Below are 24,052 nucleotides of genomic sequence, written 5' to 3'. Positions count from 1 at the left end.
CTCGCTGTGTTGCGGGCGGCCGCTCTACGACTACGGCATGCTGGATCTCGCGAAGCGGATGCTGCACCGGATTCTCGACACGCTGCGCGCTGAGATTCGCGCCGGTGTGTGCGTGGTTGGGCTCGAGCCGAGCTGCGTATCGGTATTCCGAGACGAGATGGGGAATCTGCTTCCTGACGATGACGACGCGCGCCGCCTGAGCAAGCAGACGCTCCTCTTGAGCGAGTTTCTCGCCTCGAAGGCGCCTGCGTTCGCGATCCCCGCGTTGCACGCCAAGGCGCTCGTGCACGGTCACTGCCACCAGAAGGCGGTGCTCGACTTCGACAGCGAGACGACGCTGCTCACGAAGGTCGGACTGGATTACACGGTGCTGGATTCGGGATGCTGCGGGATGTGCGGGGCCTTCGGATTCGAGAAGGGCGACCACTACGATGTGTCGATCAAGTGCGGAGAGCGCGTGTTGCTGCCCAAGGTCCGTGACGCCGCGCTCGATACCTTGATTGTGAGCAACGGATTCAGTTGTCGGGAGCAGATCGCGCAGACGACGGACCGGCAGGCGATGCACCTTGCGCAGGTCCTGAAGATGGCGCTCGACGGCGGGCAGCCGCGGCCGCGACCGGAGCTCGCGTACATGCCGGACATTGCGGCCCAACCGAAACGTGGTGGTCGTTCGCGCGAGGCAAATGCCTAACCGATTGCCGCCGCTCCCAACGCGTGGTCGACGATGTCCTGTGCCTGGCGCAGGATGCTCCGCAGATGGCCCGCGCCCTGGAAGCTCTCCGCGTAGATCCGGTAGAGGTCCTCGGTCCCTGACGGCCGCGCCGCGAACCAGCCGTTCTCGGCCACCACCTTGATGCCGCCCAGCGGCGCGCCATTGCCCGGCGCGCGGTCCATCACTCCGGTCACGACCTCTCCGGCGAGCTTGGTGATTCGTATCTGCTGCGGCGAAAGCGTCGCCAGCCTCTTCTTCTGATCGACCGTAGCCGGCTCGTCGACTCGATCATCGGCGGCTTCGCCTAACGCACGCGCAAGGTCACGGTACAGCTCGCCCGGATCCCGGCCCGTACGCGCGGTGATTTCGGCCGACAAGAGCGCCGGCACGATGCCATCCTTGTCGGGCGTCCACACCCGTCCGTCGATTCGGGCGAACGACGCGCCGGCGCTTTCCTCGCCGGCGAACGCCAGCGAGCCGTCGAACAGGCCGTCGGCGTACCACTTGAACCCGACCGGCACCTCGTAGAGCGCGCGGCCGATGCTGCGCGTCACCCGGTCGATCAGCGCGCTGCTCACCATGGTCTTTCCGACCGCGGCGCCGGTGCTCCACTCCGGCCGATGCCGGAACAGATAGTCGACCATCGCCGCCAGGTAGTGGTTAGGCGGGAGCAAGCCGTCGGCCGGGGTGACGATGCCGTGCCGGTCGTGATCGGTGTCGCAGGCGAACGCCACGTCGAAGCGGTCTTTGCGGGCGATCAATCGCTGCATGGCGTACGGCGAGGACGGATCCATGCGAATACGGCCGTCCCAGTCGAGCGTCATGAAGCGAAACGTGGGATCGACCTCTTCGCTCACGACACACAGATCGAGTCGGTACCGCTCGGCGATCCTCGGCCAGTAGTGGACGCCCGCTCCGCCTAACGGGTCGACGCCCATGCGGATGCCGGAAGCCCGCACGACCTCGAGGTCGACCACGCCGCCGAGGTCGTTCACGTACGGCGTCAGGAAATCGTGCGCGTGGGTCGTCGCGGCGCGACACGCCTGCTCGAACGGGAGCCGGCGCACGTCGCGCAACGCGCCCTCGAGCAGCGCGTTGGCCGTGGCTTCGATCGGATCGGTGACGCCGGCCGGTGCCGGTCCGCCGTTAGGCGGATTGTACTTGAAACCGCCGTTGTCGGGCGGGTTGTGCGACGGCGTCACCACGATGCCATCGGCCAGGCCGTGCGTCCGTCGCTGGTTGTAGGCAAGGATCGCGTGCGACACGGCCGGCGTCGGCGTGAATTCACCATCCGGAGCGATCATCACGTCGACGCGATTGGCGGCCAGCACCTCGAGCGCGCTCCGGAACGCCGGCACCGACAGCGCATGCGTGTCGATACCGAGGAAGAGCGGCCCATCGACGCCACGATCGTGGCGGGAGCGGCAGATCGCCTGCGTGATCGCCAGTACGTGCGCCTCGTTGAACGTGGCGTCGAACGACGAGCCGCGATGCCCGGATGTGCCGAACGCAACCCGTTGGGCGAGCACTGCCGGGTCCGGCGTTAGGCGATAGTAGGCATCGATGAGCCGCGAGACATCAACCAGCTGTGCGGCCTGAGCAAGCTGGCCCGCAAGCGGGCTGATCGGCGTCGTCACCGGATCCTGCCGCGCGGTCCGCCCATCTCCTCCCTCAGCGCACCGGGCCGCGATCCGATGGACCGGCTTCCGCCCGGATGCGCGCGGCCCAGCCGGCGGGCGTCGGATCGAGGGCCACTGCCTCGTCCACGCTCAGCAGGCCCACCTCCGCGTCGGCTCGCCGCGTGCGCCGCCGCGCAGCGCTCTTCGCCGCGCGCGCCGCGGGTACTTGGACGTCGGCGTCGGAATTGATCGAACGCTCCGCGAGGTCCGTTAGCAACTTGTCCGTCTCACGCTCCTCATCGAGCGTCTGTTGAAGCAGTCGGCGGTGGTCGTCCCGTCCGAGCAACGCGGCATAGGTGCGGACCGTGCCGTAGCACGCCATCTCGTAATGCTCTACACGTTGCGCTTTGGTGATGAGCCCCGCATCCAGAACCTCGGGCGATGGCTTCACTTTGATCAGCGCGGCACCTTCCTCCAGCAGCCCTTCCATCCCGATACTCTTCTGGGCTTTCGGACGCTCGCCGAGCTGCTTGAAGATGCGCTCGAGCCGCGTCACGTGGCCGCGCGTTTGCCGCTCATGCGTGGTGAAGGCACGCTTGAGATCTCGGTGCGACGCCGCCTTGATCATCTTGGGCAGCGCCCGCATGATCTGCTTCTCGGCGCCGTACAGACCTCTGAGCTCCTCCACGTAGAGCTCCTCGAGTGAAGTGAGTTCCATGCGATCTCCTGGCGAGTGTTAGTCGCGACGCGTGCGGCCGGCGATCGTCGCGCACCATGGGGTCACGCAACAATGGGGCCTCTCACCACTCGATCACTTCTTTGATCGAATCGGACGGACGATCGCCGAAGGCCTCCGCGAACTGACTCGGACGGTGATGCCGTGTAATCAGGGCGCCAAGGTGTCCACCCCAGCGGCGATGCCCGCGCGCTAAATCTTCCGCCGCCATCTGAAAATGGCCGTGCGCCGCATTCACGCTGCCGAACATGACCTGGTTGCTCATGACCAGCCGCCGGATCAATTCGGCGCCGGCGACCTGCAGCGGCCGATCGCCGCCCGGAATTCCCGTCACCACGTAGACCCCGTTCAGCGCCAACGCGTCCAGGAGATTGAACTCGAGGGCCGCGATGCCGCTGGCATCGAGGATCACGTCCATGGCGCCCACCTTGTCGCGCACTTGATCCGCCGGCACCCGGCGGCCGTCCACGTAGTGCCCGCCAATTCCCGTGAGCCATTTCGGGCGCGCGCTCGCGCTATCGAGCACGTCGAGTCCGTACACATTGGCGCCTCGCAGCACCAGGACCATCGCCGCAAGCAACCCCACCGGTCCCAATCCCGCCACCAGACAGCAGCGTCCCAACAGCCACGCAGGAGTGATCGCCGGTTCGGGGCAGCGCATGCTTTGAAGCCGAATCGCGTCATCGATCGCCTTCTCGACGATCGAGAGCGGTTCCATCAGCACGGCGATCGAGGCGAGCTCGGGAGCCACGACGATGACGTGCTGTTCCTTGTCAACCACGTACTCCGTTTGATAGCCGTCCAATCCCTTTATGCCCCGCTCGCGGTATTTCCCTGTTTGACACATGTCCGAACGGCTCGCGAGACATGAAAAGCATTGACCGCAACCTCGCCGCACGGTGAACACCACGTAGTCGCCGTTCGTCGCCCGGGTCACCGCGGAGCCGACCTCGACTACCTGACCGAACATCTCGTGGCCGATCACCAGGTCATGCTGACCGTCGGGCGCCGTGGCACGTCCCCCGGACACTTCCTCCCGGTCCGTGCCGCAAATGCCTACGCGAATGATCCTGACCTTGATCTCATCAGGCGCGCCGACCGGAGGCTCAGCTCGTTCCGCCAGCTCGGCGCCTGCCTTACCGGGAACGATGGCAATCGCTTTCATGCGCTGCTTCGCCGCAGGAACCTTGCCCGCGGAACGAAGCGTGCAAGATGATTCTTCGGGAGCCGCTTTGACGTGCGACCCGAACCCCAACATCATGCGCACAGTTCGTAGGGCCGACGAGATCGCACGGTGAGCGCGGTCGAGCTACGGTGCAACGTGAGGGCGCCGGGCGTGCCGCTGCGACATGTGTGGGAACACACCGTCGGGAGCGGACATGCCCCGCTCGCCTTGCGCGCGGACTATCAGGCGCAGCTCAAACGCTGCCATGACGAGTTAGGCATCCGCCACGTGCGGTTCCACGGACTGCTCTGCGACGATGTGGGGACGCTCGTCGGCGAGCTCGACAAATTGGTGTACTCGTTCTTCAATGCCTTTCAGATCTGGGACGCACTGCTCGCTTCCGGAATGCGTCCGTTCGTCGAGCTGAGCTTCATGCCGACGATCCTCGCGTCGGGAAGCACGACCGTCTTTCACTACCGGGGCAACGTCACGCCGCCGCGAGACTATGGGGCGTGGGAAACGCTCATCCGCAAGTTCGCGGCAGAGAGCGTGGCTCGATACGGTGTGGCGGAAGTGCGGACGTGGTTCTTCGAAGTGTGGAACGAGCCTAACTTGCCCGCCTTCTGGACGGGGACGGAGCAGGACTACTTCACGCTCTATCGTCATACCGCGGCCGCGCTCAAGAGCGTGGATGCGGCGCTTCGCGTGGGCGGGCCGGCGACCGCGGACGACGCGTGGATCGACGAGTTCCTGGACTTCACGGAAAAGGCCGGCGTAGCGGCCGACTTCGTGAGCACGCACCACTATCCCACGGACGCATTCGGCAAGCCGGGCGATGACACGGAGGCACAGCTCGCCGCGAGCGAGCGCAGCGTGCTTCGCGATCGAGCTGCCCGCGTTCACGGACAAGCACGGGGCAAGCCGCTGTACTACACCGAGTGGAACACGTCGTCCAACCCGCGCGATCCAATGCACGACGAACCATACGCGGCAGCAGTAATCGTGAAGACGATGCTCGAAGCCACCGGACTGGTGGACGGCTACAGCTACTGGACCTTCAGCGACGTTTTCGAGGAGAACTACTTTCCATCCATTCCATTTCAGGGCGGATTCGGACTCCTCACGCTCCAAGGAGTCGCGAAACCGTCGTATCGGGCCTTCGAGGTGCTGCACCATCTGGGCACGGAGCTCGTCGCCTCGCTGACCGACATCCATCCGACAGTCGATGTCTGGGTCGCGCGCGATCCCGGCGCACAACGCCTTACTGTGGTCCTAACGAACCACGCCTTGCCGCGTCATCCGATCGCGTGTGAGCACGTGCGGGTGCGCCTCGAAGGAGCGCCTCGCCCAACGAATGCGTTCGTGCAGCGCATCGACGCGGACCACGCGAATGCGAAGGCGGCGTGGCTCGCCATGGGATCGCCTGCCTATCCGTCGGCTGCCGACGTGGAGCACTTGCACCATGCGTCCCGGCTCGTCGCCGAACCGCAGCGATGGCGTGTCGAAGAAGGCGCCCTGCTGATCGAGCTCGACATTCCTCCACACGCTGTCGCGGCCGTCACCCTCACGCTCGGCACGCCGGTCTCTTCCACTTGAGGGAGCTGCGCCGAGACGTAGCTCTCGCCAATGCCCAACAGCATGATGCGCCGTACGAGGCCATGCTGGAGGACGTCGAGCGCAAGGCGATCGCGTACTTCGACCACGAGGTCAATCCCGCCACCGGGCTGGTGCGGGACAACACCGATCGTGAGTCGCCGGCCTCAGTTGCCGGCACCGGGTTCGCGCTGAGCGCCTACACGGCCGCGGTGGAGCGCGGCTACATGGCGCGCCGCGAGGCAGCCAGCCGGACGCGCACGGCCCTGCGCTTCCTCTGGAACGCGCCGCAGGGCGATGCCGCCGACGCGACCGGAGCGCACGGCTTCTTTTACCACTTCCTCGACATGGCCACCGGCCGCCGCGTGTGGAAGTGCGAGCTCTCGACCATCGACACTGCCATCGCGCTGGCCGGCATTCTGTCCGCCGCCGCGTACTTTGACCGAAACACGCCGCACGAACGGGAAATCAGGTCGTTAGGCGACGATATTTATCGGCGGGTGGACTGGCGGTGGGCGCTCAACGCCGGCCGCGCCGTCTCGATGGGATGGAAGCCGGAGAATGGCGGGCGGTTTCTGCCGTACCGGTGGCGGGGATACACCGAAGCCTTGTTGCTCTACGTGCTGGGGCTCGGCTCGCCCACCCATGCGCTGCCGCGAGATTGCTACGCGCGATGGACCGCGACGTACCGATGGGTGCGGGCGTACGGCAGCGACTACGTACACGCCGGTCCCCTGTTCATTCACCATCTGAGTCACATTTGGATCGATTTCCGCGGTATTCGTGACGCGTACATGCGCGGCAAGGGCATCGACTACTTCGAGAACAGCCGGCGGGCCACGTACGTACAGCGCGCATATGCCGTTAGGAATCCGCGGCGTTTCGACTGGTACGGGGACACGTGGTGGGGCGTGACGGCGAGCGACGGACCTGGCAACGCCACGCGCACCGTGCACGGGGCGCCGCGAAGGTTCTACGGCTATCATGCGCGCGGCGTCCCGTATGGCCCGGACGACGGCACGTTGTCGCCGTGGGCCGTGGCCGCTTCACTCCCGTTCGCGCCGGAGATCGTGCTGCCGACGTTACAGTCGGTGCACGCCACCTATCCCGGACCCAAGCGGAGCTACGGTTACATGTGCAGCATCAATCCATCGTTCCGCACATCACGGGGCGGACCGGGATGGATTTCGCCGCGAGACTATGCCATCAATCAGGGGCCGGCCGGACTCATGGTCGAGAACTTCCGATCGGGACTGATCTGGCGACTCATGCGGTCATGTCCATACGTACGCGCCGGATTGCGTCGGGCCGGCTTCACCGGTGGGTGGCTCCTGAACCGCGGGCATGAAGACACGTAGCGGTTGTCGCAGGCCCGCGTCTCGCCGGATGTTCTTTGCCACGCTCGTGTGTAAGACGTTCGCGTCACGAACGACGCGCGCGCAGCGCCAGCATTGACAGGGGATCCTCCGGGGCGGCGCCGTCGAGCGCTCGCCCCGGCCTAACGCGTCCGCTAGTGCAGCACCTTCTGGATTGCCTGCGCGCGATCGAGGTGCTTCTGTAAGACCGGCCCCGCGGCCTTGATCAGATCCTTGAGCGCCTGATTCTGTGCTTGATTTTCCGCCGAGTCCGCCCAGGCGATTACTGCCTGGTGAATGCCCGCCTCGTTGGCGATGTACGTCGAATCGTAGGCGTGACCCTTGGCGGCCGACCCGAGCGCTGACTGTTCGTTCTGCACCGCGCTCGTGAACGGGTCTTGCGCCGGCTTCTCCGGAGTGATGTTCTGCGCCTTCGCGAGCAGCTGGCCTTTGACGCGCAGCGCGTGATGCTCGCCCATCATCAACTTGGCGAATTGCTTCACTTGCGAGTTCGTTGCTTTCGGAAGCGCGGCCGCGCCGAGCATGCTGTCGGCCATGTTCACCTCATCGAGCAAGGCGACGATGTTGGCATCCGAAAGCGTCGTCGCCGTAGGCGAGGCTGGCGCCGCTGCGGGCGCCGTTGTGTCCGCTGCCGCGGCAGGCGCCGCTGCTGAGGTCGTGTCGGCTGTAGACGCGCTTTCTTTGCCTTTGCAGGCGATCAGCGCCAGGGAAGCAAACACGAGAAACGAGAGTTCGGTGTACCGCCGGCGAGCGAGTCGCATACAGCCTCCGGATGGTCGATCGTGCGTGAAAAATCCCGCACCTAACGCGACGCAAGAGGTGCACCGTGCGCGGCGAACCAACGGTGTTAGCCGACGCGTCGAGCGCGCCGCGTACGGTGATCAAACGACCTTCGCGTGCCGGATCACCTCCTGCCACCGCCCGTCGTGTTGCATCCACACGGCCGTAAACCGAAGATGCTGCGCTTTTCCGGCGAGCGGCATCGTTCCGCCCCACATCCCCCGAGTCACGACCCAGAAAGGCATCGACTTCGGCGTCACTCGAGCGTCGCACGTCCTGCTCCGCGGTTTCTGCGTCGGTCATGCGTGTGCTCCGCGTTAGGCGGTGGGACGAGAGCGCCGGACGCCGAAGCCGCCGCGGGAAGCATGGCGTGCACGGAAGACGGGATCAAGACGCCCCCGCGCTGGTCGGCGTGCGCGCCGTTCGTTTCCGAAAAACGAAGAAGCTCCACTACGGATGGCGCGGGACGTTAGCTTGTGATCCGAATGCGCGACGACATCCCGCTCGGCCCCGGAAAGGAATTCGACCTCGTGCGCGCCCTCGAGCAACGATGGGGCGACGCGGCGCACGGAATCGGCGATGATGCGGCGCTCATCGACGTGCCGCCCGGACATCAGCTGGTGGTCAGCGCGGACAGCGCCGTCGACGGCGTCCATTTTCGCCGCGACTGGCTCACGCCGCGCGAGATCGGGTGGCGCGTCGCAGCAGCAGCACTGAGCGATCTGGCGGCGATGGCCGCGGACCCGCTGGCAATGCTCGTCTCGTTGTCCATCCCTGACGCGTGGCTCGGCGACATACTCGACCTTGCCGACGGGTTGGCTGACGCAGCCCGTGCGACGTCCGCTCACATCGCGGGCGGCGATCTCACCGGCGCTCGCGAGTTGTGCATTGCCATCACCGTGCTCGGCGCCGCGGTCAATCCGTTGCGTCGCAACGGCGCGCGCCCGGGCGATGTGTTGTTCGTCACCGGGCGCTTCGGTGGACCCCTTGCCGCATTGACTGCGTGGCAAGGCGGCGGTCGCCCATCGCCCGCGGATCGTGAGCGCGTCGCGCATCCGGTGCCGAGGGTGCGCGAGGCCCGGTGGCTCGCCGAGCACGGTGCGCATGCGGCGATCGACGTGTCCGATGGTCTGCTCAGCGACGCGGCACACATCGCCGCCGCGTCGCACGTGCGGCTCGCGATCGCCCTCGATCATCTGCCCACGTTGGGCGGGCTCTCGCCGGACACCGCCGCCCGGAGCGGGGACGAATATGAATTGTTGGTCGCGTCGCCTCGCGACATCGACACCGCGGAGTTCGAGCGCCGATTCGAGCTGCCGCTCACGGCAATCGGACGCGTCGAAGCCGGCGACGCCGATGTCGTGGCCACGCTGCACGGCGCGCGCGTTGCGCCGGGCGGCGGGTTCGACCACTTTTCGTGAGCATGCGTGCTCTGATTGTCTATCCCACGATGGTCCTCATGACCATCGTGCTCGGCGTTCCCATCGTCGTGTTGTCGCTCTTCGGTGTGCACATTCCGCCGGACAGCTTTCTGGGCCGCGCGCCGCGCGTCTGGTCCAAGGTGGTGCTGTGGGCATCGGCGGTTCGCCTTACGGTGCGCAATCCCGAGCACATCGGCGCGCCCAACGACGCGCGCATGTACGTGTCCAACCACGTGAGCTGGTACGAGATCTTTGGCCTCGCGTGCGTGCTGCCGCACTACCGGTTCGTGGCGAAGAAGGAGCTCGCGTCGATTCCTGTCTTCGGGCGTGCGGCGAAGGAAGTCGCCGCGATCTTCATCGATCGCAAGAATCGGAAGGCTGCGTTTCAGACGTACGCCGAGGCCGCGGAGCAGATCAAGCGTGGGACGTCGGTGGCCGTGTTTCCGGAAGGCACGCGCGGACGGTCGTACGCGCTGCGGCCGTTCAAGAAAGGGCCGTTCGTGCTGGCGATTGCTGCGCAAGTGCCGGTGGTGCCCGTCGTGAGCTGGGGGACAAAGGAAGTGCAGGGCAAAGGGCAGTTCGCCATCCATTCCGGCACGTGCGAGCTCACGTTTCTCGAGCCGATCGCGACCACCGGTCTGACGTACGACGACCGGGACGCGCTCCTGCGCACCGTGTGGGAGCGCATCGCGCAGGCCCTGGGCGAGAAGGGCGTGCCGCCGACGGGCGCGCCCATGGAGACCGCCGCCTAACGGAGCAGCGCGGCGCCACCCTCATCAACGGACGACATGTCAGAGATCATCGAGATACTGGCGCGGGAAATCCTCGATAGCCGCGGGAACCCGACCGTCGAGGCCGACGTGGTGCTCGACTCGGGCGTCACGGGCCGCGCCGCGGTGCCAAGCGGCGCCTCCACCGGCGAGCACGAAGCCCTCGAGCTCCGCGACGGCGATCCCAAACGCTATGGCGGCAAGGGCGTGCTGCGGGCCGTGCAGCACATCGAGGAAACCATCCTGCCCGCGGTACGCGGCTTGGACGCCACCGACCAGGTCGAGATCGATCACACGCTCCTGGCGCTGGACGGCACGCCGAACAAAGAGCGCTTGGGCGCCAACTCGATGCTGGCCGTCTCGATGGCCGTTGCGCGCGCGGCCGCAACCGACGTCGGCCTGCCGCTCTACCGCTACCTGGGCGGCCCGATGGCGCGTACGCTGCCGGTGCCGATGATGAACGTGCTCAACGGCGGCGCCCACGCCACGAACACCGTCGACTTCCAGGAGTTCATGATCGTTCCGTTAGGCGCGGAAACGTTCGCCGAGGCGCTGCGCATGGGCGCCGAGGTGTTTCACTCGCTCAAGAAAGTGCTCGTGAAGCGCGGCCTCGCCACCGGCGTCGGCGACGAGGGCGGCTTCGCGCCCGATCTCAAAAGCGACGAAGACGCGCTGGCCGTGCTCATCGAGGCCATCGAAGGCGCCAAGTACGCGCCCGGAAAGCAGGTCGCCCTGGCGCTCGACCCCGCGGCGAGCGAGCTGTACGACAAGAACGGACACTACGTGTTCAAGAAAAGCGGCGCCGGCACGCTCGACGCGCACGCGATGATCGACCTCTATGCCAGGTGGCTCGATCGGTTCCCCATCGTCTCGATCGAGGACGGCCTGGCCGAGGACGACTGGGACGGGTGGGCCGCGCTCACCGCTGCGTTAGGCGACCGCGTCCAGCTGGTCGGCGACGACATCTTCGTGACCAACACCTCGCGGCTCGCGCGCGGCATCGAGAGCCACGTCGGCAACGCGATTCTCATCAAGGTCAACCAGATCGGCACCCTCACCGAGACCCTGGAAGCCATCGAGATGGCGCGCTCGGCCGGCTACTTGTCCGTCATCTCGCACCGATCTGGAGAAACGGAAGACGTGTTCATCTCCGACCTCGCCGTGGCCACCAGCGCGGGCCAGATCAAGACGGGATCGGTATCGCGCGGCGAGCGCGTGGCCAAGTACAATCAGCTGCTCCGCATCGAAGAAATGCTCGGCGAATCCGCCGAGTATCCGGGCGGAGCGATTTACGGGTTGTGAAGACGCGACCACGATTCCCGATCTGGCGGATCGTGACCATCGCGGCCATCGTCGGCGGCGCGCTGTTCGCGTTACAAGGTGGCGAGTACGGGACGTGGGACCTGTTGCAGCAGCGGGCGCGGAAGCAGCATCTGCTCGCGCAGATCGACACGCTCCAGCGTCAGATCGATTCGCTCGAGCGGGTGAAGAAGGCCGTCGAGACGGACCCGGCCACGCAGGAGCGCATCGCGCGCGAACAATTCGGAATGGTTCGCGGTGACAACGAAATTCTCTACCGGTTCGCCGAGCCCGCCGACAGCGCGCATCCCAAGCCGTGATGGCGCGACGGCCAATGCAGCCCCGGCCATTCGGGACGCCCGCCGGTGCGCCCGGCGCGTCATTCCGTTAGGCGAACGCGCGCGCGTAATCCTGTAACATCAGGCGGTAACACGGGCACGACGCCTCTTCCAGGCTCGCGCGGCTCGTGACCGTGACGCGACCCCTGCTGTAGCGAATCGCCCCCGCGGCCTGCAGCTGCCGCGCCGCCGCCGAGACCGTCGGCCGCTCGACATCGAGCATCTGGCCCAGGAATTCCTGGGTGAGCGAGAACTGATCGTCGCCCACGCGGTCGTGCGTCATGAGGAACCAGCGCGCACAGCGCTGCACGACCCGATGCCGCTGGTTGCACGCCGAGCACTGCGCGACCTGGCTCAGCATCGCGTCCGTGTATCGGAGCATGATGCGGCGCATCGCCGTGCCGCGCTCGAGCGCGCGGCGAAACGCGGCGACCGTTAGGCGCCTGGCGGCGTCGGGTATCTGGATCACCGCCTGAATCGATGCGGTGTGGACGCCGAGGAACGCGCTCAGGCCCGCCATGCCTTCGTTCCCGACGATCGCCACTTCCACGCCTTTCTGTCCATCGATCGGCGCAACCAGTGAGATCACGCACCGTTGCGGGAAGTACACGTGCGAGATCCGCTCGCGCGCTTCGAACAGCACATGTCCGTGCGGCAACGCGACGTCCTGCAGGTCGGCCTGCAGCTCGATGTAGTCCGCGCGAGGCAGCGCCAGGAGCAGTTGGTTCTGCTCCAGACGCCTCGGCGTATGGGATGTGGGCACGAGATCTCCTCGCCTGCGACACGTGGGTGAATCACCTGACGGCAGGCGACGAGGCGGCGACGCCGAATCTCGATGTCGTGAGATGAACGGCGCGCGCACGTGCGTGCGCGCGCGCCGCCGATCCAATTGAGGCTTGCCCTACGATATCCGAACCATAGCCGGGCGCAACGTCGATAACGATGGTGCGCGCGCCTGGGTGTGGAGATACTCGTTCTGGTCGTGCTCCAAGCCGTCGCTGGGAAGCGACGACCACAGCGGTCCCAGGTCGTTCTCGATGCGGTCGAGGTAAGGCTGCGGAACCGTCGTCGTCTCCCGCTCGAAGAACCTCCGCACGCTCGCATCGGAATCCAGCAGCGCGCGCACGCGTTCGTGTTGCTTGAGACGGCCAAAGCGCTCCGATGACGTGCCGCGCAGGATGTTGATCCACTTGGGAATCGCGCCCTGATTGGCGCGGAACCGGCGCGCGATCTGCGGCCACGAGAACGCGTACCGCTCGAGGCTCAGCAGGTTATCGTAGAAGGCGGTCCACTCGTAGTTCTTCGGCACCACGTTCATGGCCTGGCTCGCGTCCAGGAAATGGAACGGGAACGGGAGCACGCGGCCCGCGCGCTGGAGCTCGAGATTGAGCGGCGCGGCGCTCCCGAACGCCGAGAGCAGCGAGAACGCCGGAAACGCGCCGGGCACCATGTCGAGAAACCGCTTCGTGAGCTCGAACGGCTCCGGTCCTTCGTCGGTGTCCAGTCCGAGCACGAAGTTGGTCTGGACGTACGGCACGTAGCGCAGAATCATGTTCACGTGCTCGGCCACGCGTTTGACCTTGTCCAGCCCGACATCGCGGCCGGTCCTGGTCTTGTTGCCTAACGCAAACCACGATTCGATGCCGGGCAGGATCGCCTTGAAGCCGTTTTTCTTGAGGCGCGCGAGACGCGGCTCGGAGAGGAGCGACAAGCTGCTCTCGGCGAAGAAGTCGATGCTGTCGGGCGGCGCGACATCTTCGATGGCGCCCATGTAGTCGTCGAATCGGACGCCGAAGTTCGGATCGTGCCAACCGACTCGCGGCCGCCGGACCTTGCTGAGCAGAAAGCGCAGGTCGCTGCGGATCTGATCGAAGCCGAGCGGTTGGTATTCGACGGTCGAGTCGATGCAGAAGGGGCACGTGTACGGGCATCCGAGGCTGCCGAGCATCGGCACGATCTTGAGCATCGGCGTCTTGGCGAGCGTCGGCTCGATGAATTTCCATCGCTCCTCGACGCTCGGCAGCGACTGCGGCTGCTGCGCCGCGCTCCATTGGACGCCCATGGCGCGCTGCGGCATGCACTCGCGGAGGACGTTGTCGATGACGGTGCGGTCGGTGAAGCCTAACACATAGTCGAAGTGACGCGCCGCGTCGCCGGGGTAGCAGCGTGCGTGCGGCCCGCCGAGGACGGTGACGGCGCCGCGCCGGCGATGCATGTTGCTGATCGCGTACGCGGTGTGCGCCGCCTGCGTAAAGGCGCCGACGAACAGGACATCGGCTTCGGCGAAGACCTCGCTGGCGAGATCTTCGAAACCGGTATAGCAAATGAAGCGAACGTCGTGGCCGGCTTGCTCGCACCAGACTGCCACGGCCTGCGGCATGATGCTGGCGAGGTTGGCGTTCATGAGCCGCGCATACATGGCGCGGGTGGGCCGTTCGGTGGTGAGATCCAGGACGGTGATGCGCAATCGACGCACGGTTGCCTCCTCGCTCTCGCGATGAGAATGCAGTGCGTCGCTTGGGACGGGGCCATCGGCGCCGGCGCACATCAACCCTGCGGCGGGGAAAGCGCAGGTGACAGGCGGAGGTGGGCCGCTATGTCATATAGAGAACATAGCGTGCGGATGGGGCAGGCGATAGGCGTGTGTTTTTCGACAGCCTGCGTGGGGCGAACGACGCTCAGGGCGCCTTGACTCGCCAACCGGGCAGCACGATATTGCGGGCACTGACGCGGGGTGGAGCAGCCTGGTAGCTCGTCGGGCTCATAACCCGAAGGTCGCGGGTTCAAATCCCGCCCCCGCTATTTAAGAGAAAGAGGCGCCCTCTCGGGCGCCTCTTTTTTCTTGCTGGACGGTGGCCGACGCTCGGCCGCACACTGCCGCGCCCGTCGTGTTCCGTGGACGCGCGCAGCAACGTAACGACTGCCCGCGTCCCGCGCGCCGAGCGATGCAGCGAGTCGGACGAACGCGTTCGGTCGGGCTGCGGAAGCCGATTCCGTTAGGCGTAGCGCCGGGCGTCGAGGATCTGGCCGGTCATCGTGCCCTGCACGCTGTCCCGGTATGCCTTGGCGACGGTCGACGCGGGCAGCGTGTCGGCGATCGACATGCCCATCGCCTGCACCGTTTCGGTGACCCACGGAGGGCTCACGGCGTTGATGCGCAGTCCCGAGCGCAGCTCGAGGGCTGCGGCGCGCACGAACCCTTCGATGCCGGCGTTGATCAGACTTACAGACGCGCTGCCCGGCATGGGCTCGCGCGCCAGCACGCCGCTCGTGAGCGTGATCGAGCCGCGCTCGGCGAGCCACCCCTGCGCGAGGCGTGCGACGTTCACCTGGCCCATCAACTTGTTTTGGTTGCCGAAGACGAAGTCCTCTTCGGTGAGCTCGCCTAACGGACGGAACCGCGCCGCGCCGGCGGCGCAGATCACCGCGTCCACCATGCCGACGTGCTCGAAGAGCGATCGGATCGACGTCGAATCGGCCAGGTCGACCGTGAGATCGCTGGTCCGATGATTGACGCCGATCACCACGTGCGTCGGCGTGAGGGTGGCCGCCACCGCTTTGCCGATGGTGCCATGGCTGCCGATGAGTAACACCTTCATCCGGTCCTCCTCCTGTGCATGCGTCCCCATGTCGTGCTCACGGTGCGGGCCGGCTGGCCGGCGCCGCCGCCATCGACGCCGGCTCGGCGTGCTCTGTTAGGCGCGGACGAGTCGCCTCGCCCGACACCACCCGCACCGGCGCGTCTGCGCCTGCCGCGCACGCCCGCTCCAACTGCCTCGACTCGACCGCCAGGTCCACCTTCACGATGTCCGGACGGAAGAACAGCGCCACCGTCCAGTCGATCATGATGCGAGCCCGGCGCGACCACCGCGGCATCTGGAAAAGGTAGTACGTGCGCCAGGTCCACCACGCGGGGAATCCGGTGAGCGGGATGCCCATGACGCGGCCGATTGCCTGAAAGTGACCGAGCGCGGCCATCACGCCCAACTGCGAGTACACGAAGGGGCGCGGCGGCTCGCCGCGGAGCGCCCGCGCAATGTTGTGCGCCACGACCTTGGCCTCGCGCACCGCGTGTTGGGCGAGCGACGGATACGGTTTGCCGCTCGGGTCCGGTATCGCGGCGCAGTCGCCCAGTCCCCAGAGCGACGGGCGGGCCGCGCTGCGCATGGACGCTTCGACGATGATGCGGCCGTGCCGGTCCTTCTCCACCGGAAGCGATGCGACGAGCGGATGCGGCTCGATGCCCGCCGAGAGCACGATGGTGCTGGCCTTGATCACCTCGTCGGCCATCGTGATGCGGTCCTGGTCGATGCGCTTGACCGGGGTGTGCGTTCGGATGTCGACGCCGCGTTTCGTCAAGACTTTGGCCGCGTGCGCCGCCAGCGCCGGGTCCACTTCGCCGAGGATGCGCGGGCCGGCCTCGATGAGGTGAAAGTGCACCTCGTCGCGGCGTACATTCTGGTACCAGCGGACGATCTCATCGACGAACGCGGTGAGCTCGCCGGTGAGCTCCGTGCCGACGAGGCCCGCGCCGATCAGGACGACGGTGAGGAGCTCGCGTTTGCGCTCCGGGTCGGTTTCGACATCGGCGCGCTCGAACCGCTCGATCAGGTGGTTGCGGAGGACGATCGCATCGGCGACCGTCTTGAACGTGAACGCCTGCGCGGATCCGGGGATGAGCCGCTCGTTGGTCTTTGCGCCTAACGCAAGCACCAGGTGGTCGAACGAGAGGTCCTGCGCGGTGCCTTCCGGCACGGTGAGCGACACGATGCGCCGGTCGAGGTCGATCCGGCCCACCGTGGCCTCGATGAATGTCGCGCGCCGGAGGAACGGCCGGATGGGCTGCGAGCAGTGGCGCAGCTCGAGCGTGCCCGAGCACGCCTCGAAGAGGAACGGCGTGATGAGGAAGAAATTGTCGCGGCTGACGAGGACGACTTCCACGTCGCGTCGCCTGCCGAGCAGCTTTTCGAGGCGCCGGGTGGCGATGACGCCGGCGAACCCGCCGCCCAGGATGAGGATGCGAGTCGGAGCGCCGAGGGCTGTGGACGCGCTGTTGGTAGCGTTGGGCATGGGTGCATCTCCGCGATCGAGCTATCGACGGCTGGCACGCATGCGGCAGGGGCCGCCGCGCGCGCTCGGTATTCGCAAACTGGCCTGGCCGGGGCCGAGATACCAGCGGCGCCGCTCAGGTGGCCGGTCGTTCGCGCGCGCGGCGGGCTTCGTAGCTCTGGAGGTGCAGGAGGGCGAGTCGGAGCAGGGGACAGCGGGCCGGATCTGGTGCGAGCCGGAGGAGCGCCCCGATCACGTGGTCGGCTTCGGTGCGCCCGCCTGATTCCATGTCGCGGAGCATCGATGCCGCGAGCGTCGACCCGGGCGCGGTGAACGTCGCGCGGCCCCGCTCCATCGCCTCTGGCCGCACCGGGACGTCCGCGTGCTTCGCGATGGCCGCGCATTCATCGAGCAGCGCCACCGCGACGTCCGCGCCGCCCGCGGCGACGACGTCGCCCACGGTCGCGCGCATGAGGCACGTTAGGCCGGCGCCGGCGGCGATGAAGACCCACTTCTCCCACATTTCCTGTACGATGGTGTTCGTGGCGCGCGCGTCGAACGCGGCGCCGGCAAAGGCGCCGGAGATGCGCTCGATGCGCGATGAGTGCGCGCCGTCGCGCTCGCCGAACGGGAGGGTGTGGTTCTCGTTGAGGTGAATGATGTCGCCCTGCGGGCTGCGCGTCGCGGAAATGAAGCACAGGCCGCCGAGGATGTGCGCCGCTCCGAAGCGTGCATCGAGGGCGTCGAGGTGTCGCATGCCGTTCAGCAACGGGAGAATGGCGGTGTCGGGCCCGACCGCGGGCGCGAACGAGGCCATGGCGTCGTCCAGGTCGTAGGCTTTGCAGCTGAGGAGGATCAGATCATACGGCGTCGCGAGCGCGTCGGCGGTGACGGTGGGCGCACCGAGTCGGACGTTGCCTAACCGGCTCCGGATCACGAGGCCCGTGCGCGCGAGCTCGGCGGCGCGGTGCGGGCGGACGAGGAAGGTGACGTCGCGGCCGGCCTCGAGGAGTCTGCCGCCGAAGTATCCGCCGACTGCGCCGGCGCCGACCACGAGAATGCGCATCGATCCGAGTCGGTGTGCGGAGTGGGGAAGAAAGGTATGCATGGGCGCGGAGCGCAGCGTGGTGGGCCAGCTGCGCGTTGCGTGCGCAATTTATGGTGGGTAGGTTTCAGGTTTACGGTACGCGAACGGGGCAGGGTAGCTCAGCTGGTTAGAGCACGGCACTCATAATGCCGGGGTCGCGGGTTCGAGTCCCGCCCCTGCTACTTGCGGGCCAATCAGTTAGCACTGGTTGGCTCGTGTCGCTTCGAGATGCGCGACCCACCACGGCGATCACCGACTTCGCGAGCCGTCTCGCGACCGCGTCGTGAGACTTGAGCGCAACGATCCTGACTGCGCGTACTCCACCCCTCGGCCGGCTTGCGGTGGCGCGTGCATGCTTGCCTGTTCGGGCCGTCCGGGCGTAAGCGCCTCGCGCTCGAGCCGCCCGGCGTCCATGCGCGGCATTTCGTGAACGCGGCCGGCGTTCAGCGCGCCCACACACTCACGCGGACCGAATAGCGCCGCCTAACGTTCGAGGCGCCGAGCGACACCGAGCCAATGCAGGCCTGGCTTTACATCCCCTTCGGATCTCCGCATCGCAAGGATCTGGGATACCACGAGTTACTTCTACCGTCACGCATCTCGCTCGACATGTGCGCCCGGTGCACGATTCACGTAAGGCGCGTGGTGCTCGAGCTCCCCTAGGCGCCGGGTGCGATCCTCGCCGTTTAGGAGGCGTTACCCAATTCGTTCGACGGGCCGCCTATGGGCGCGGTCGCCAGACGGCGGCGAGAAAGATGCATCCCGATATGAAGAACGTCATTCCCATAAACAGGGCCTGAAGGTTTACCGCCCCGCCGGACAGCGGGTTGTCGCCGCTGGGATTGAGCACGAGGTTGTAAAGGCCGGCGATCACAAGAATGATCCCGACGAGCAGACACACGGCTGTGCTTCCGTAGCTTGAGCGCGTCGCTGGTAGCCCCGACGATGGCGTCGCTGCTGCTGGTGCAGTTGGCGATGCTACGCTGGGCTGGCTCATGTAGATCTCGCTGTGAAGGGAATGTGCTAGGGCGCGAATGTGCACGCCGTGTATCCCAAGCGCAAGTCGCCCTCCGCGGATTGGATCAGTTCGCCTAACCGTTGCGTTGTCCTGGGCCGCGAGATCAGCTCCGGCGGCGGCACGTTGATTCCGGTGTGGTGGAACGTCACCCAATCTTGATGTCGCGGAGCGCAGCCACATCCTGGCGGACCGAAAGGCTATTGTGAGTGACGGAGATAACAGAAAGCTTGGTTCGCAGATCTTTCACAGAGCGATTGGGCTTCACGTGCCGATCGAGCCGTTAGGCCCGATGAGCGGAACGTAAGCCACGGGCGGGCGCCACCGAGGAGCACGGCTCGCCGCGGAATTGAAAGAGTATGGTGTGTCGCGATGCTGACCAGCTATGCCACGTCGCGATGGCCTACTTGTCGCGCGACGAGCTCCAAGGACGTGGTTGATCCACACGGAGGTCCGGCGCGACCAACGCGGACGCGGCTACGGGGATCTGCTCGACTGCGCAGCGCTCGAGCGTCCCGCGCGTGAGTATCGGCGCGTGGTTGCGCGGTGTCCGTTCGTGCGCGCGCTTCTCTTGCGCCGCCCGAATGCAACACGCTAGTCGTGCCGGCGTGCGGCGGCTGATGTGCGAACGCGGAAGCGCGCGCCTCGCGCACGTCCGCGTTCTCCGGCGTGCGGCGGCGCGTTCAGGGCACGACCTGGACCACCGCGCGCATCCAGGGATGGATGCAGCACTGGAACAACGCCGTGCCGGGCGCGTCCACCGACTCCACGTCCGTCTGGCCGGGCGCCAGGAACTCGCTCCCGGGAATCGTTAGGCACTCGGGCACCACCGTATTGTTCCCCGACAGCTGGTTGAGGAGGGGAACCAGGCCGCCGCCGAAACTCGACACCCGCGTGAACGTGTGGGTCTCGCCGCCCATGTTCATCGCGGCGATCGTCTGCCCCACGTGCACGGTGAAGCCGGCCGGCGCGAACCGGTACGAGGCGAGCGCCTGATGCGCCCCGACGAGATTGATGAACTGCGGGAACTTGATGCCCCCGGCCCGATCGCACGTGCCCGGTCCCACGGCGGCGTTGTACGTGGCGCTGTCGCAGTTGTCGAGAATGTTCACCTTCACGGTCCGTTGCGCAGCGGCATTCCGGTCGACGGCGTTAGCCGTTAGGCCAGTGGGGCGATTGACGTCCGTGCACGCGATGGCCATCGATACGGCGAGTGCAGCAGCGACTCCCTGGCACAACCACAGGCGCGATGACATGGGTCCACCTCCGGGCTGCAGCGTCGGGCGGCTCGGTGTCTCGCCCTTTGTGACGGGACACAGCGCGGTCCCTTGGTGCGACGGCGAATGTGCCTCGCGCCGTAAGTTGAGTCAAGCTGATGCAGGAACGGGTAGTGGTAGAGAGTGTACCGCTAGTGCCTAACTGGGTCGTGTGTGTCGGGCGCAACAGGATTGATCCACATCTGTTTGCAGCGTGCAGTCGAGCTTGGCGGCGCCACTCTTGAGGCGCGCTTCATCCCGTGTCATCTTCGCGGCTCCACGCATCGGCGCGAAGTGACCACGCTGCGAGGAAACCATAGATGAGGATTGTCTGCTGGAACATGGCCGTCACTGGCCAGGCCGGCTACCAGACGGCGGCGTTGCTCATTCCGCTCTTCGAGAGTTGGAACGCCGACGCCGTCATCCTCGTGGAGCCGAGCGATGCGATGCATCGCGACCAAGAGGTGGCTCCCCGAGGACCAGGCGCAGCGTGGCGGGTTACGTGCTTCCACCAGGGGCGCGGGTTGCCAGCCGACCGGCATCAAGGACGCATTGCCGTCGCCACGCGCGCCGGCGTGACTGTCGGGCGAGACGACGTCCTGTACCCCCTCGCCGATCAGGGATGGTACCGTCAACTCCTCATCCTGCGATTCGTGAAGGGCGCCGAGTCGCTGCGCGTAGCAACGTGCCACGCGCCCTTTCAGGAAGGCGGCGATGTCGTCATCCGATATGCGCGCGCCGCTGACGATGAGATCACAGATTGGGAACGACGCACGCAGCATCGCGTGGACGCGTGGATTGGAGACTTGAACACGGCGGGTGCACAGCAACCACACCGTGGCGGCAACTGGCAGGTGTTGTGTGCGAGGCCGACGACGGCGCGTGGCACCGGCAGCCCGCGCGACAAAGTCTATGGGAACGCCGCTGCTGGGGCTGCTGGAGGTGTGCTGCACGGCGCGCAGGCTGGTCGCATTATTTCGCGCCGGGGAGCGATGGATCAGCAATCGCCGCCCGATCTCGTCTTTCAGGGATGGGACACGCCTAACGACGTGCCCAGCGATCACGTGCCGGTGTATCTGGACACAGTGGGCGCGGCTGCCGCCATACCGGCTCCTGCCGCGCCGGCACCGGCTGCCACGCCGCGGTCGCTCTTCGCCCAGTTTCGCCAAGCCGAACAACGAGGGCGTGCGATGGCGACAGGAGCGCCGGCGGACGACAAAATGGACGTGGACAAATAGCGTCGGTCCGGGTCCGATGACTGCCGCGGGTACGACACGTTAGGGAGAACTCGATGTTCAAGCGCGTCGCTCAAGTGCTATTGTGCGCCTGCCTCGTCGCCGGCACATCACACGCGGCAGACGACCCGTTCGTCGGCCAATGGAAGCTCGTCAAGCTCACCGACCAGATGAAAGTGACGAGCATACGAGCGAACACATATGCCTTTGACTTCGGCGGCGGCGCCGAGACCATTGTGGTGGATGGGACCGACCAGCGCGGCGGCGGAGGCACGACACTGTCTGTAGGCGCCGTCGGGCCTAACTGGAAGGTCGTCCGCAAGCAGGATGGGCGCATGCTCCTCACCGCGACCTGGACCCTCTCCAAGGATGGCAACGCGCTTCGAGACCACTTTACGCAGTTCGCAAGCGATGGTTCGTCGTCCACCGTGGATTATCGGTACGCACGGAAGGCAGCGGGATCCGGGTTTGCGGGTACCTGGGTGGGTACCATCACACCGCTCGGAGCAGCCATAGTTCTTCAAGTCCGTCCCCATGGGAGCGACGGGCTCTTCGTCATCATCCCTGGTCAACCTGACACCACCAGCGTCACCTTCGACGGCAAGGAGCATCTCGATTCACACTCGGGCTCCACGCTCTCGGCGCGGCGACTCGATCCGCGGACCGTCGAAATACTGCGCAAGTCGGGAGGCAAGGTGAAGCTCACCCGGCGGCTCGCGCTGTCTCAAGACCTCGAGACTCTGACGATGATCGTGAACATCGCGGGGGAAGGCGAGCCGAGGATCTATGTCTTTGAACGGCAATAGGCGGATGGGTCAGAGCCGCGTTCACTTGCAGGATGTCGCGGACACTGCCTGGATGCGCTGCGCCCGGTCGTAGTCGTTAGTCAGCTCGGTGCGGAGCATTTAGAGCACGATCAGAGCGTCAGCCGACGCCGTCGCGCACGAGCTGACGCAACCTCGCGCCGTACGCTCGGCTGGAGCGAAGCCGTGTGCCATCGGTCAGGACCAGCACGAACTCGCCGCGCGTGAAGGGCTCGATGCGATGCACGCGGTCGAGATTGACGATCGCCGAGCGGTGCACGCGCATGAAGTGTCGCGGATCGAGCCGGGCCGCGAAGGCTCCTATCGGGCTGCGCAGCAGATATGCTTTGCCTCCGGCGTGCAGGCGCACATAGTTCTCGGCTGCGTCGATCCAATCGATCTCGGACGGCTGCACGAAGCGCACGACGTCCTTGTCGCGCACGGCAAACCGCGATGCATGCGTGGCATCCGCTCCAGAAGTGTGACGAAGCGCTCGCGTCGTATCCCGCACATCCCCATCGCCGCCGAACATAGAATGGCTCGCGCGCTCAGCCCGCTCGCGCAGCTCGAGCTGCGCGATCGCGCGATCCAGGGCGGCATCGAGTCGAGCGCGCGACACGGGTTTGCGCAGGTAGTCGAGCGCCATCGCATCGAACGCGCGCACGGCGTACTGGTCGTACGCCGTCACGAAAATCACGATCGGCGCACGCGACCCATTCCCGATGTCGCTGATGGCGTCGACAACCTCGAATCCGTCCATCGCGGGCATGTGCACGTCGAGGAGGAGAATGTCTGGTTCGAGTTGCGCCGTGTCCACGACGGCTGCCTGTCCATCCGCCGACTCACCAATCACCGTGACGTCGTCGCGCTCGGACAATAGATCGCGAATGCGACCGCGGGCCAGGGGTTCGTCATCCACGATCAATACGCGTCGAGGACCAGCCATCTCAGGCGACGTGATAGGGTATGTCGATCACGACGCTCGTCCCCGACCCGTGCGGCGTCACGACGAACGAGAAATCATCGCCATAGAGCGCTTCGAGCCGGCGCCGGGTGTTCGACAGGCCGATGCCGCGCCCGTGCTTTGACACCGTGGTCCCTTCCGGTCCGCCATCGCAGGAGTCGCAAACTTCCACTGTCAGGCGACGTGGATCTGTGCGCGCCGTGATCTTCACGCCGCCCGCGCCCGCGCGGCGTGCGAGTCCGTGCTCGATGGCGTTTTCGACCAACGGCTGGAGGATGAAACGGGGGACGAGGCCAAGCCGGGCCTCGGGCGTGGCATCGAGGTCGGCGGCCAGCCGCGGGCCGAAGCGGTATGTCATGATGCGAACATAGCGGGCGACGTCGTCGAGCTCTCGCTCGAGCGATACCTGCTGAGGCTGCGGCTCGCCTAACGTGCCATGCAGCATCTCGCTCAAGTCGGTGAGCATGTCCTCGGCGGCGCGCGCATCGTGCCGGATGAGCGCGACGGCGGCGTTCAACGTGTTGAAGAGAAAATGCGGCTGCAGTTGCAGCGTCAGCGCTTCGAGCCGCGCGTGCGCCAGTGCGCGTCCCAGGCGCGACTGCGCGAGTTGCGACTGCTGCATGCGCCGGTACAGCTCCACCGCGTCGATGGCCAGCGCGATGCCGATGAGGAACAGCATCTCGGTGAGGAAATTCGCGATCGCCGCTGTCCTAACGGTGCGCGGCGCGGGCGGCGCGAGCGCGCGCGTCAGCGGTACCAGCGCCGCATACGATGCCGCGCACCACCGCAAGCATTCCATCGCTTCCTACGATCGGCGTGCGAAACAACGAGTGG

The 24,052-nt window shown here is 66.3% G+C and carries 22 protein-coding genes and 2 tRNA genes; 11 read left to right on the top strand and 13 right to left on the bottom strand.

From position 1 onward, the window contains the following. The coding region (locus VFW04_12705; GenBank protein ID HEX5180185.1) for a hypothetical protein at window positions 1-691 on the top strand (691 nt) is incomplete at its 5' end. Here VFW04_12705 and pgm read toward each other — a convergent pair. The 3 genes from pgm to VFW04_12690 form a co-directional block, all read right to left on the bottom strand. Next, window positions 688-2,349 carry a phosphoglucomutase (alpha-D-glucose-1,6-bisphosphate-dependent) gene (gene pgm / locus VFW04_12700; GenBank protein HEX5180184.1) on the bottom strand — a complete coding sequence of 554 codons (1,662 nt, stop codon included), beginning with the start codon at window positions 2,347-2,349 and terminating at the stop codon, window positions 688-690. The genes VFW04_12705 and pgm overlap by 4 nt on opposite strands. A gap of 34 nt (window positions 2,350-2,383) precedes the next feature. Then, complete coding sequence (locus VFW04_12695) at window positions 2,384-3,049, bottom strand: ferritin-like domain-containing protein (protein HEX5180183.1); 666 nt, start codon at window positions 3,047-3,049, stop codon at window positions 2,384-2,386. An 82-nt stretch (window positions 3,050-3,131) separates the two neighbouring features. Next, window positions 3,132-4,232, bottom strand: coding sequence for a glucose 1-dehydrogenase (locus VFW04_12690; protein HEX5180182.1), 1,101 nt, complete (start codon window positions 4,230-4,232; stop codon window positions 3,132-3,134). A gap of 171 nt (window positions 4,233-4,403) precedes the next feature. Here VFW04_12690 and VFW04_12685 point away from each other — a divergent pair, with 171 nt between their 5' ends. Next, entirely contained in the window at window positions 4,404-5,828 is a 1,425-nt protein-coding gene (locus tag VFW04_12685) for a glycosyl hydrolase (GenBank protein HEX5180181.1), read from the top strand. Then, complete coding sequence (locus VFW04_12680) at window positions 5,825-7,183, top strand: glucoamylase family protein (GenBank protein HEX5180180.1); 1,359 nt, start codon at window positions 5,825-5,827, stop codon at window positions 7,181-7,183. Before VFW04_12685 ends, VFW04_12680 begins: the two co-directional genes overlap by 4 nt. Window positions 7,184-7,335: 152 nt before the next feature. On the opposite strand, the gene VFW04_12675 is transcribed toward VFW04_12680, so the two are convergent. Continuing rightward, a complete protein-coding gene (locus VFW04_12675; GenBank protein HEX5180179.1) occupies window positions 7,336-7,962 on the bottom strand; it encodes a DUF4142 domain-containing protein in 627 nt (208 codons plus the stop codon). Between the two features lie 504 nt (window positions 7,963-8,466). On the opposite strand from VFW04_12675, the gene thiL reads away from it, so the two are divergent. From thiL to VFW04_12655, 4 genes are read left to right on the top strand one after another with little or no spacing between them, the layout of a single operon-like run. After that, window positions 8,467-9,402: a thiamine-phosphate kinase gene (thiL, locus tag VFW04_12670; protein ID HEX5180178.1), complete on the top strand. Its 936-nt coding sequence runs from the start codon at window positions 8,467-8,469 to the stop codon at window positions 9,400-9,402. A gap of 2 nt (window positions 9,403-9,404) precedes the next feature. After that, complete coding sequence (locus tag VFW04_12665) at window positions 9,405-10,154, top strand: lysophospholipid acyltransferase family protein (GenBank protein HEX5180177.1); 750 nt, start codon at window positions 9,405-9,407, stop codon at window positions 10,152-10,154. A 36-nt stretch (window positions 10,155-10,190) separates the two neighbouring features. Continuing rightward, a complete protein-coding gene (gene eno, locus VFW04_12660; protein HEX5180176.1) occupies window positions 10,191-11,474 on the top strand; it encodes a phosphopyruvate hydratase in 1,284 nt (427 codons plus the stop codon). Next, a complete protein-coding gene (locus tag VFW04_12655; protein HEX5180175.1) occupies window positions 11,471-11,791 on the top strand; it encodes a septum formation initiator family protein in 321 nt (106 codons plus the stop codon). The genes eno and VFW04_12655 overlap by 4 nt, the downstream gene beginning before the upstream one ends. 67 nt (window positions 11,792-11,858) lie before the next feature. Here the strand turns inward: VFW04_12655 and VFW04_12650 are convergent, their stop codons facing one another. Continuing rightward, entirely contained in the window at window positions 11,859-12,572 is a 714-nt protein-coding gene (locus tag VFW04_12650; protein HEX5180174.1) for a Crp/Fnr family transcriptional regulator, read from the bottom strand. Between the two features lie 138 nt (window positions 12,573-12,710). Then, the gene (locus VFW04_12645; GenBank protein HEX5180173.1) at window positions 12,711-14,285 is read right to left on the bottom strand and encodes a hypothetical protein; all 1,575 of its coding nucleotides are present in this window, start codon (window positions 14,283-14,285) and stop codon (window positions 12,711-12,713) included. A 252-nt stretch (window positions 14,286-14,537) separates the two neighbouring features. Between VFW04_12645 and VFW04_12640 the strand changes: the two genes are divergently transcribed. After that, window positions 14,538-14,611: transfer RNA gene (locus tag VFW04_12640), tRNA-Met, on the top strand. 194 nt (window positions 14,612-14,805) lie between these two features. On the opposite strand, the gene VFW04_12635 is transcribed toward VFW04_12640, so the two are convergent. The 3 genes from VFW04_12635 to panE all read right to left on the bottom strand — a co-directional run bounded on the left by VFW04_12635 (window position 14,806) and on the right by panE (window position 17,924). Further along, window positions 14,806-15,408: a short chain dehydrogenase gene (locus VFW04_12635; protein ID HEX5180172.1), complete on the bottom strand. Its 603-nt coding sequence runs from the start codon at window positions 15,406-15,408 to the stop codon at window positions 14,806-14,808. Window positions 15,409-15,445: 37 nt separating this feature from the next. Beyond that, complete coding sequence (locus VFW04_12630) at window positions 15,446-16,879, bottom strand: NAD(P)/FAD-dependent oxidoreductase (protein HEX5180171.1); 1,434 nt, start codon at window positions 16,877-16,879, stop codon at window positions 15,446-15,448. Window positions 16,880-16,994: 115 nt separating this feature from the next. Then, entirely contained in the window at window positions 16,995-17,924 is a 930-nt protein-coding gene (gene panE, locus VFW04_12625) for a 2-dehydropantoate 2-reductase (GenBank protein HEX5180170.1), read from the bottom strand. A 129-nt stretch (window positions 17,925-18,053) separates the two neighbouring features. Here panE and VFW04_12620 point away from each other — a divergent pair. Then, window positions 18,054-18,127: transfer RNA gene (locus tag VFW04_12620), tRNA-Met, on the top strand. Window positions 18,128-18,666: 539 nt separating this feature from the next. On the opposite strand, the gene VFW04_12615 is transcribed toward VFW04_12620, so the two are convergent. Next, entirely contained in the window at window positions 18,667-18,846 is a 180-nt protein-coding gene (locus tag VFW04_12615) for a hypothetical protein (protein ID HEX5180169.1), read from the bottom strand. Window positions 18,847-19,643: 797 nt separating this feature from the next. Continuing rightward, on the bottom strand, window positions 19,644-20,216 hold the full coding sequence (locus tag VFW04_12610; protein HEX5180168.1) for a hypothetical protein: 573 nt from the start codon (window positions 20,214-20,216) through the stop codon (window positions 19,644-19,646). A 320-nt stretch (window positions 20,217-20,536) separates the two neighbouring features. Between VFW04_12610 and VFW04_12605 the strand changes: the two genes are divergently transcribed. After that, window positions 20,537-21,454 carry a hypothetical protein gene (locus VFW04_12605; GenBank protein ID HEX5180167.1) on the top strand — a complete coding sequence of 306 codons (918 nt, stop codon included), beginning with the start codon at window positions 20,537-20,539 and terminating at the stop codon, window positions 21,452-21,454. A 53-nt stretch (window positions 21,455-21,507) separates the two neighbouring features. Next, window positions 21,508-22,257, top strand: a complete 750-nt coding sequence (locus tag VFW04_12600) for a hypothetical protein (GenBank protein ID HEX5180166.1) — start codon at window positions 21,508-21,510, stop codon at window positions 22,255-22,257. 118 nt (window positions 22,258-22,375) lie between these two features. Here VFW04_12600 and VFW04_12595 read toward each other — a convergent pair whose 3' ends face one another. Both VFW04_12595 and VFW04_12590 read right to left on the bottom strand, forming a co-directional pair. After that, entirely contained in the window at window positions 22,376-23,173 is a 798-nt protein-coding gene (locus VFW04_12595) for a LytTR family DNA-binding domain-containing protein (GenBank protein HEX5180165.1), read from the bottom strand. 28 nt (window positions 23,174-23,201) lie between these two features. Further along, a complete protein-coding gene (locus VFW04_12590) occupies window positions 23,202-24,017 on the bottom strand; it encodes a histidine kinase (GenBank protein ID HEX5180164.1) in 816 nt (271 codons plus the stop codon). Between the last annotated feature and the right edge of the window lie 35 nt (window positions 24,018-24,052).

The sequence above is a fragment of the Gemmatimonadaceae bacterium genome, assembly GCA_036273715.1.
Classification (GTDB): domain Bacteria; phylum Gemmatimonadota; class Gemmatimonadetes; order Gemmatimonadales; family Gemmatimonadaceae; genus JADGGM01.
Note: the sequence above shows the minus strand (reverse complement) of the source record. Positions and strands in the feature narration are given on the sequence as shown.

Excerpts from the sequence above, each read along its gene's own strand:
- panE (HEX5180170.1), bottom strand. The coding sequence starts at position 17,924 with ATGCGCATTCTCGTGGTCGGCGCCGGCGCAGTCGGCGGATACTTCGGC.
- VFW04_12630 (HEX5180171.1), bottom strand. The coding sequence starts at position 16,879 with ATGCCCAACGCTACCAACAGCGCGTCCACAGCCCTCGGCGCTCCGACT.
- VFW04_12600 (HEX5180166.1), top strand. The coding sequence starts at position 21,508 with ATGTTCAAGCGCGTCGCTCAAGTGCTATTGTGCGCCTGCCTCGTCGCC.
- thiL (HEX5180178.1), top strand. The coding sequence starts at position 8,467 with ATGCGCGACGACATCCCGCTCGGCCCCGGAAAGGAATTCGACCTCGTG.
- eno (HEX5180176.1), top strand. The coding sequence starts at position 10,191 with ATGTCAGAGATCATCGAGATACTGGCGCGGGAAATCCTCGATAGCCGC.
- VFW04_12695 (HEX5180183.1), bottom strand. The coding sequence starts at position 3,049 with ATGGAACTCACTTCACTCGAGGAGCTCTACGTGGAGGAGCTCAGAGGT.
- VFW04_12610 (HEX5180168.1), bottom strand. The coding sequence starts at position 20,216 with ATGTCATCGCGCCTGTGGTTGTGCCAGGGAGTCGCTGCTGCACTCGCC.
- VFW04_12605 (HEX5180167.1), top strand. The coding sequence starts at position 20,537 with ATGAGGATTGTCTGCTGGAACATGGCCGTCACTGGCCAGGCCGGCTAC.
- VFW04_12635 (HEX5180172.1), bottom strand. The coding sequence starts at position 15,408 with ATGAAGGTGTTACTCATCGGCAGCCATGGCACCATCGGCAAAGCGGTG.
- VFW04_12590 (HEX5180164.1), bottom strand. The coding sequence starts at position 24,017 with ATGGAATGCTTGCGGTGGTGCGCGGCATCGTATGCGGCGCTGGTACCG.
- VFW04_12665 (HEX5180177.1), top strand. The coding sequence starts at position 9,405 with ATGCGTGCTCTGATTGTCTATCCCACGATGGTCCTCATGACCATCGTG.
- VFW04_12675 (HEX5180179.1), bottom strand. The coding sequence starts at position 7,962 with ATGCGACTCGCTCGCCGGCGGTACACCGAACTCTCGTTTCTCGTGTTT.
- VFW04_12690 (HEX5180182.1), bottom strand. The coding sequence starts at position 4,232 with ATGAAAGCGATTGCCATCGTTCCCGGTAAGGCAGGCGCCGAGCTGGCG.